We start from the raw sequence: 8209 nt of genomic DNA, 5'->3' as shown, positions 1-8209 counted from the left end.
CCACCGAAAAGCACACTGAAAGCATTTACAAAACCGAAAAGTGCTTTTACAAGCCTTACCGGGAAAAGCAGTATAGATTTCCACACAGGCTCCTTCTCGCTCTTCGCCATTTTATAAGGCTGACGGATGAAGTAATAATTCCCGTCAGCATCGTTTTTCGGAGAAAGGAGATCGTTCCCCTCTTCTGCGAAAAGAGTGTCTATGCTGCCAGCATCTTCATCAACTGCAAGTATGGAGCTTGCCGAGTAAATATTGCCGCCCTCGAGCGCACGTCCTTTTGTGGAACAGAATATCCTTCCGTCAGTAACCGACCAGAATGGGGTATCCTCAGCGGAGTGACCATCCGTAATTTCATTATAGTCGCCGCGTTCATCGAATACCGCAAGATGACCGTCAAGAATAGCGGCTATCTTACCATTTTTATAGGCGATATCTCCTATATCCCGGTTCATTCCGGTATATATATGTCCCTCGGGAGCCTTAGGCGAATCAGCGCTTTTTCTGTAGATCGCACCCATTTCTCCGAGTACTGCGGAATAGATAAAGCCCTCCTCTGTAGCAGAAACGCCGTTTATTCGCACAAATTTTGAAGCATCTACATAATGCTCATTATCCTCGCGGAACATAGCACCGGCTCCAGAATGCTTCCACTCCTTGTTCTTATTTATCTCATTGACCGTATCTGTATATTTTTCAGCTCTTTCGCAGGGTAGCTCGGATATCTTTCCGTCACTGCAAAGGAACATACTGTTGCCTGATATATAAACGATCTTCATGTGTACCTTAATTTTCCTCCATTCTCCTGCAAACTGCCTCAGCACATTTCATACCGTCAACAGCTGCAGAAACTATGCCTCCTGCATATCCTGCACCTTCACCGCAGGGGAAAAGGCCTCTGAGTGAAAGCGACTGCATATCCTCTCCGCGGTTTATGCGCACAGGAGAGCTGCTCCTGCTCTCTATACCGGTTAGGAGTGTATCATCATCGTCAAAGCCTTTTATCTTCTTCCCCATTTCCTTTATGCCAAGCTTTAGAGAGCTGCATACGAAATCCGGAAGATACTCCTCCGGAGCTGCAAAACATATTCCGGGACGATATGAAGGGCTGACTCGACCGAGCTTTTCGCTTACCCGTCCTTCCATAAAATCTCTGAGAACAGTGGCCGGAGCATTAAAATTCCTTCCGCCAGCAATAAAAGCTTTTTCTTCAAGGTCACGCTGAAAGTACATTCCTGCAAGAGGGTGGTCGCTACCGTAATCCGCAGGGTCAACATTCACAAGAAGAGCGCTGTTTGAATTCTCAGCGTCTCTAGCAAAACAGCTCATGCCATTAACGGCGAGCCTGCCTTCCTCCGAAGAAGCTGCAACGACATATCCTCCCGGACACATACAGAAGGTATAAAGCGTGCGTCCATTGGGAAGATGTACCGCAAGCTTGTAATCTGCGGCTTTAAGTGCAGGATGTCCTGCAAAATCGCCGTACATAGCCCTGTCAATATCAGTGCGAAGATGCTCCGCTCTGACCCCGACTGAAAAGCTTTTCTGTGAAAGAGCAATATTTTCATTGTAAAGCAGTTCAAATACGTCTCTCGCACTGTGTCCTGCTGCAAGTATAAGACTGCCAGTTTCTATTGTATGTATCTCTCCGTCCTGCATATAGCTGACTGCAGAGAGGCTGCCATTTTCCGCGTCAAAGCCGCAGAATTTTGCGTTGAATCTAATCTCACCACCAAGGGATATGACCCTTTCTCGAAGAGCTTTTACAGCTCCGCGGAGCTTGTCCGTACCTATATGAGGCTTTGCAAGATATAGTATCTCCTCTGGAGCACCGAACTCCACAAGTCTTTCAAATACCCAGCCTATACGGTTGTCTTTTATACCGGTGGTAAGCTTTCCGTCGGAAAAGGTTCCTGCGCCTCCCTCACCGAACTGTACGTTGCACTCCGGATCAAGCCTGTCGCCACGCTGGAATTCCTCCACCTTCTGGCAGCGCGTATCCACATCACATCCTCTTTCAAGGATTATGGGCTCTGCTCCTGCCATTGCAAGCACAAGTGCCGCAAACATTCCGGCAGGACCGAAGCCTGCTATGACAGGGCGATATGGCTTATGGCCAACTAAAGGAGCATGATAGCTTAATGGCTCATGCTTTGAAGCATTTTTCAGGGTTTTGAGTAGTCTGTCCTCTCCCTTTGCTTCTATATCGAGGGATATGAGAAAGTGTACGTCGTTTTTTCTACGAGCATCCACTGATTTTTTTCCAAGCTTTACGCTTAAGAGCCTGTCACGGCTTATTTTTAGCTTTCTTTCGCATAATGACACAAGGTCTGAAAAGTCGGTATCAAGATCTGCTCTTATTCCGCCGACTCTTATCATATAAGTTCACCTCTCAGGGATTCAGCGCAGTTCCTTCCTGCAAATATTCCAGACGACCATGCCCACTGGAGATTATAGCCGCCGCAATCCCCGTCAACGTCAAGTATCTCGCCGCAAAGGAATATGCCCCTTTCGCTCCTTAGCTGCAATCTGTCATCAACACAGTCTCCGCTTATGCCGCCACAGGTCACCTGTGCTTCTTTCCACGGAGCACTGCCGAGTACATCGAAATCAAGGTTCTTTACAAGCTGAGCGATTTGTCTGAGATCAGAATCCTTAAGGGAAGCTATATCGTCCGTGAGGGAGCGTCCGAGTGAGCGCTTTGTAAGGTACAGAGCAAGATTCCTCGGAAATAGTCCTGTAAGCAGCTCCTCTGTGGTATGCTTTCCGCGCTGATACTGTATCACACGAAGATAGCCCACAAGCTGTTCAGTATCCATATCCGCTGCAAGGTCAAGTCTGAGAGTCAGCTTTCCGTCGTACTGCGAAACAAGATGAGCCATATTGAAAACACAGATACCTGACAGAGCACTGTCCGTAAACTGTATCTCCCCTGCCTCCTCTTTGAGGAACATCCCCCCCGAGTAAGCAGTTACCCTGCCCTTGGCACGTATGCCTTTAAGTCCTTTAAGGAGCTCTGGGCGAACTCTAAGAGGCGCTACAGCAGGACATATCTTAGTTGTATGACAACCCTTGCTTCGAAGAAGACGAATCACGCTTCCATCCGTGCCGAACTGCGGAGCCGCATAGCCGCCTGCCGCAACGATTACCCTTTTGCATGGATACTTCTCTCCGGAAGTCGAGGATATCCGGAAGCAGTCCGGTGCGCTCTCGATAAAATTAGCCTCAAAGCCGCAGCGCTCTGTAACTCCAACCTCTGCCGCACGCAGTCTCAGAGCTGAAAGCACTGTTGAAGCAGTGTTGCTCTTCGGGTAAATTCTACCCTTCGGATCTGCAGAGCAGATAACGCCGAGACTGCCGAAAAACTCCTTTGCCGGCGGAGTTGACATTATTATCCTCATTGCGTTTCTAACGCTTCCGTGATAATGCTCCGGACTCATATTGATATTGCTGAGATTACATCTGCCGTTGCCAGTTGCAAGAATTTTCTTGCCTACACGATCAAGCTTTTCAAGAATAACCACCCTTGCCTGCGGCATGATATTCTTTGCTTCGATAGCCGCAGCAAGTCCGGAAGCTCCTCCGCCTATAACGGCAATATCAGTGATCCTGCTCATATTCATTCACCCCTTAGGTATGATATCCATAATGACTGCTTCCGGACGGTTGTTGAAACGCACAGGCACAGGATACACTCCAATGCCAGAGGTTATAAACATTGTTCCGCCTTCATAGTCAAAAAATCCTTTGTCATATATATCAAGCTCCTTGTGAAGAAGCCTTGGAAGAAATACATCCTTGTCAGAGCTGTAAAGCGGTCCTCCGCCAAAGGGAAGCTGAGCCATTTCACCGTGAGTATCGGCGCACAGCGTAAGATCTGCACCAAATTCCGCAAATTTCTCGTAGTTTGGTATGTGAGCAAGAAGTATATTGAAGCTGCTGTCGTCGAGAGTATACTCGTTCCTCAGATCAAAAGTCGGACTGTAGTATACATTGTCAATACCGATAATTCGGAAGCTTGTGCCCTTGATCTCTATCTTGTCATCAGAATAGTCCAGCACCTTTGCTCCTGCTTTTTTCAGCTCGGAAACATATCTGTCATCGTAATCGTGCTCGCCTGTTACACAGTATACCGGATATCCTGCCGAAACAAGTTCAGCGGTAAGGTCTACAGGCTTATGGATCAGTTCCCAGTTGCTCCCGCTGGTATACATATCTCCGAGCACAAATACAATATCAGGATCGGCGCGGTCAACAGCACTGAATATAGTATCGTTGCTGATGCCGTATTTCGTCGCGTGCTGGTCGCTTATTACCGCTATCCTCACCTTTGAGCCTACTTTATCGGATACAAGCTCTTCCTTGGTTATCTTGAGAGTATAGTTGTTGTACCACCATACTGCCAGCAGTATAAGTACCCAAAGCCATATATGTTTCTTTTTCTTTGTATTCTTTGTTTCCTTTGTTTTTTTGTTTTTCTTGCTTTCTTCTTTTTTCTTTTGTTCTGACATTAAACCTTGTCCTTTACATGGATATCTATCTGATTGAAGGGTATCTCGATACCGTTTTCATCAAATGCCGCTTTAACGGCTTCTGTCATATTATAACGCTCTGTCATATAATCGCCGTTGTTCACCCATATACGCACGTCAACGCCTATAGAGCTGTCGTTATGTGAACTCATGCGTACAACAGGCTCAGGAGATTTCAGTATTAGCTTATTGGCTGAGATAATTCCAAGTATGATTTCCTGTGCCTTGAGGAAATCCGAACCGTAGCTTATGTTGAAATTGAGATCTATACGTCTTGTAGGAGTTTCGGTGTAGTTGACTATCTTTGCGTCCGTAACCTTGCCGTTTGGAAGGAATACAGTCTTTCCGTCAAAGGTGTTTATCTTTGTGTAGAATATCCCTATATCCCTGACCGTACCTACTGAGTCGTCAAGCTCTATTATATCCCCTGTAGTAAATGGCTTAGTGAAAAGTATTATAAATCCACCGCTGAGATTTGACAAACAGCTTTGCAGCGCAAGGCTTATTGCAAGTCCTGCTGCACCGAGTATGGTAATTATGGATGACATCGGAACCTTAAGAACAGACAGAGCCATTATCACCACTGCAATGTAAAGTATTATCTTTATAAGCGACACAAGGAAGCTCTTTGCCGCACCATTGACATTTGATTTTGAAACCGCTTTACCTACTACCTTTGCTATGAGCTTTGATATCAGTATACCGACAACCAGTATCGTCAAAGCCATAATTATAAGAGGAAGAGCTTTTTTGATGTATTCTATACCGTTCGCAAGAAGACCTGAGGTCTTTTCTACCGATTCCTGTATACTTCCGACTATCTCATTAACAGTAGTTTCTGTGGTCGTAGTCGCGGCTGATGCTGCCGTAGCCGTTTCAGTTGTAATCTGTGTTCCGGTCAAAAAATCATCTCCGTAAGAAGTTGTAATATCCCTTTCAGACATTATAATATGTATACTTATATTAATTATAACAGATTTCGCAAAAAACGTCAATATTATATTATATTATTGTAAAAAAATCTGCACTTCAGCCAAATGCCGGAGTGCAGTTTTGTGCTTTATTATTTTTTAGAAGCTTCATGTATAAGCTCTTTGCGGTTGAATTCTTCCGGAGTGATAAAAGTTGGTACCATCTCGTGAAGAGCCTGAATAGCAGCCTCTTCGTTATTGCGCTGAGCTTCGTCACGCAGCTTTTTGAGTCTTGACGCAAAGTGATCCTCGTCGATATCTATCTGTTTGCCGATAAATATGAGCTTATTGGAGGTCTTTTTCAGCCCCTCCTCCATCATAAGGAGCTCTTCCTTTATCTTCTCGCCGGGACGAAGTCCGGTGAATACGATAGGCACATCTTTGTAAGGCACCTTTCCGTACATTCTTATGAGGTTTTCAGCAAGTGTGACTATCTTGACAGGCTGTCCCATATCAAGTACGAATATCTCGCCGCCATGAGCTATAGCAGCAGCTTCCATAACAAGACTTACAGCCTCGGGTATAGTCATAAAGTAACGGATTATATCCTCATGGGTAACAGTTACAGGCTTGCCCTGCTCTATCTGCTTCTTGAAGAGAGGAATTACCGAGCCGTTTGAACCAAGAACATTTCCGAAACGTGTAGTAACGAACTCTGTTGTTCCCTCATGCTGCTGTGAAAGATACTGAACGATCATCTCGCAGCAACGCTTAGAAGCGCCCATAGCGTTTGTGGGATTAACAGCCTTGTCCGTAGAAATCATAACGAACTTCTGTACATCATGGAACTGAGCAAGAGTAGCCACATTGAAAGTTCCGATGACATTGTTCTTTATAGCCTCCATAGGAGAGCATTCCATGAGGGGAACGTGCTTATGGGCAGCCGCATGGAAAACTATCTGAGGCTTGTATCTCTCAAATATCTGGTTTATTCGGAAATAATCGCGGACAGAAGCAATAAGTGTAACCAGATTCAGCTCGTCGCCGTACTCCATAACAAGCTCCTGCTGTATCTCATAAGCATTGTTCTCATAGATATCAACAATGATTATCTGCTTCGGATTATATCTTGCAATCTGACGGACAAGCTCTGAGCCGATGCTTCCGCCTCCGCCAGTTACCATACAAACTTTTCCTCCGATGAAATCCTTGATGTCCTTATTGTCGAACTTTATCGGATTTCTGCCAAGGAGCTCCTCAACCTTGATATCGCGAACCTGTCCAAGAAGTGTTGACGAGTCATCAAGAATGAGATTTCCTATAAAAGGAACTATCTTTAGCGGCAGCTTCGTCTCGTTGCAGATATCAATTATAGACTTTCTCTCGTCTGATGTGAGCGAGGGTATAGCAAGAATAAGCTGCTCTATCTCGTATTCCTCAGCATACTTAACGATCTCCTCGGATCTTCCTACGACTTTTACGCCGAGTATCTCCTTGCCAAGCTTGGCAGGATCGTTGTCAATGATACATACCGGATTGAACTGCGCCGAGTATTTATCGTCGGTATAAGGCGACTTCTGAGCGTTGAATATCTCGTTCAGAAGCATTGTTGCCGCAACACCACCGCCGATTATCATAGTTCTTTTTGCGCAGCTGTCATAATTCTTTTCAGCTTCCACAATAAACCTCCCTATTCCGCTTCTATATGCAGAAATTACTTTTAACTATCCTTGCGAATCTCTGAAATATATTTTTTTATCTTTAAAAAGCACTCTTCAGAAGTGCCGTTGTTGTCAAATCTTATGTCTATTCCTGCTTCTGCCAGCTTTTCATCGGAAAAATCCTCGTTATCGGCAAGGAAGCGCCTGCAAAGCTCAGCATACTTCGGCTGTAGCTGTTTTTTCTCGCGATCAACAGCACGCAAAAAACGCACTTCATCACTGACCTCAATGTATATGGGGACAACGACTCCTTCGCCGCAGTATTCCTTTATCCGTACATAAGATTCAACAGTACCAATGCCTGCACAATCACCCTTATCATTTGCAATACTGTCAGTTGCGGTGAAATATGTCCATTCGCCGTGACAGGTAGAGTATGTACGCGATTCGATGACCTGACCATTCGCAGTCATCTCACGGAAGAGCTCATCGTCAACAAAGTGGTACTCCACCCCTTCCTGTTCATTATTTCTTGCAGGTCGGGTAGTATAGAGCACGATCGGCAAAAGCTCCAGTTCCGCGACTATACGGCTGTACATAGTGTCCTTTCCCGAAGCGCTCTTTCCGATGATATAAAAAATATGATTCATATCAAAGCTCCACAAACAAATCATTTTTTGCAGATTACTCCACATTAAGACATTATATCACACCAAATCAGAGAAATCAAGAGTTTATCTTGCCAAATTTTGCTCTTTTTTTTACGACCTCCCATAAATGGTCTTATTCAACTAAATATTGCCATTTTAAGAAAAATTAATGAGCAAATTGCTGTTTTAAAAGGCTAATTTGTAAACTTTCTGCTCCCCTTCTTTACATTATAAAAAAAAAGTATTAAAGTATAAGTTGAAAATTGCAGAAATAGGAGGATATTACTATGAGAAAGAAAACAGGTCTTTCTGTCAGAGCTCTGTCCGCGGGTGCAGCAGCAATCATCGCTACATCAGCGGTTATACCGGTCGGACTGAGTTTTACAGCTCCCGAGTTTGCCACTTCGAGAAAAAATATTTTTGAGTCAAGCCAAGAAATATCGGAAAAAGGCTTGACT

General features: G+C 44.8%; 7 protein-coding genes. All 7 read right to left on the bottom strand.

Going from position 1 to position 8209, the window contains the following annotated elements; all coding sequences use genetic code 11:
- On the bottom strand, positions 1-776 hold a 776-nt coding region (locus J6U00_RS12980; RefSeq protein WP_296582492.1), incomplete at its 3' end, for a hypothetical protein.
- A gap of 7 nt (positions 777-783) precedes the next feature.
- Entirely contained in the window at positions 784-2376 is a 1593-nt protein-coding gene (locus J6U00_RS12975) for an FAD-dependent protein (protein WP_296582489.1), read from the bottom strand.
- Positions 2373-3614, bottom strand: a complete 1242-nt coding sequence (locus tag J6U00_RS12970; protein ID WP_296582486.1) for an aminoacetone oxidase family FAD-binding enzyme — start codon at positions 3612-3614, stop codon at positions 2373-2375. Before J6U00_RS12970 ends, J6U00_RS12975 begins: the two co-directional genes overlap by 4 nt.
- A gap of 6 nt (positions 3615-3620) precedes the next feature.
- On the bottom strand, positions 3621-4508 hold the full coding sequence (locus J6U00_RS12965; RefSeq protein WP_296582484.1) for a metallophosphoesterase: 888 nt from the start codon (positions 4506-4508) through the stop codon (positions 3621-3623).
- The gene (locus tag J6U00_RS12960) at positions 4508-5431 is read right to left on the bottom strand and encodes a mechanosensitive ion channel domain-containing protein (protein WP_296582483.1); all 924 of its coding nucleotides are present in this window, start codon (positions 5429-5431) and stop codon (positions 4508-4510) included. The genes J6U00_RS12965 and J6U00_RS12960 overlap by 1 nt, the downstream gene beginning before the upstream one ends.
- Positions 5432-5592: 161 nt before the next feature.
- Positions 5593-7119, bottom strand: a complete 1527-nt coding sequence (locus tag J6U00_RS12955) for a nucleoside-diphosphate sugar epimerase/dehydratase (RefSeq protein WP_296582481.1) — start codon at positions 7117-7119, stop codon at positions 5593-5595.
- A gap of 41 nt (positions 7120-7160) precedes the next feature.
- A complete protein-coding gene (locus tag J6U00_RS12950; protein WP_296582480.1) occupies positions 7161-7751 on the bottom strand; it encodes a guanylate kinase in 591 nt (196 codons plus the stop codon).
- Positions 7752-8209 lie beyond the last annotated feature (458 nt).

Origin of the sequence: Ruminococcus sp. (assembly GCF_017650195.1) — a bacterium.
Classification (GTDB): Bacteria; Bacillota; Clostridia; order Oscillospirales; family Ruminococcaceae; genus Ruminococcus.
The sequence above is the reverse complement of the archived record's forward strand: the minus strand, read 5'-3'. Positions and strand labels throughout refer to the sequence as shown.

What these genes read in the sequence shown, in the direction of transcription:
- J6U00_RS12975 (WP_296582489.1), bottom strand. Translation starts at nt 2,376, where the DNA reads ATGATAAGAGTCGGCGGAATAAGAGCAGATCTTGATACCGACTTTTCA.
- J6U00_RS12950 (WP_296582480.1), bottom strand. Translation starts at nt 7,751, where the DNA reads ATGAATCATATTTTTTATATCATCGGAAAGAGCGCTTCGGGAAAGGAC.
- J6U00_RS12965 (WP_296582484.1), bottom strand. Translation starts at nt 4,508, where the DNA reads ATGTCAGAACAAAAGAAAAAAGAAGAAAGCAAGAAAAACAAAAAAACA.
- J6U00_RS12970 (WP_296582486.1), bottom strand. Translation starts at nt 3,614, where the DNA reads ATGAGCAGGATCACTGATATTGCCGTTATAGGCGGAGGAGCTTCCGGA.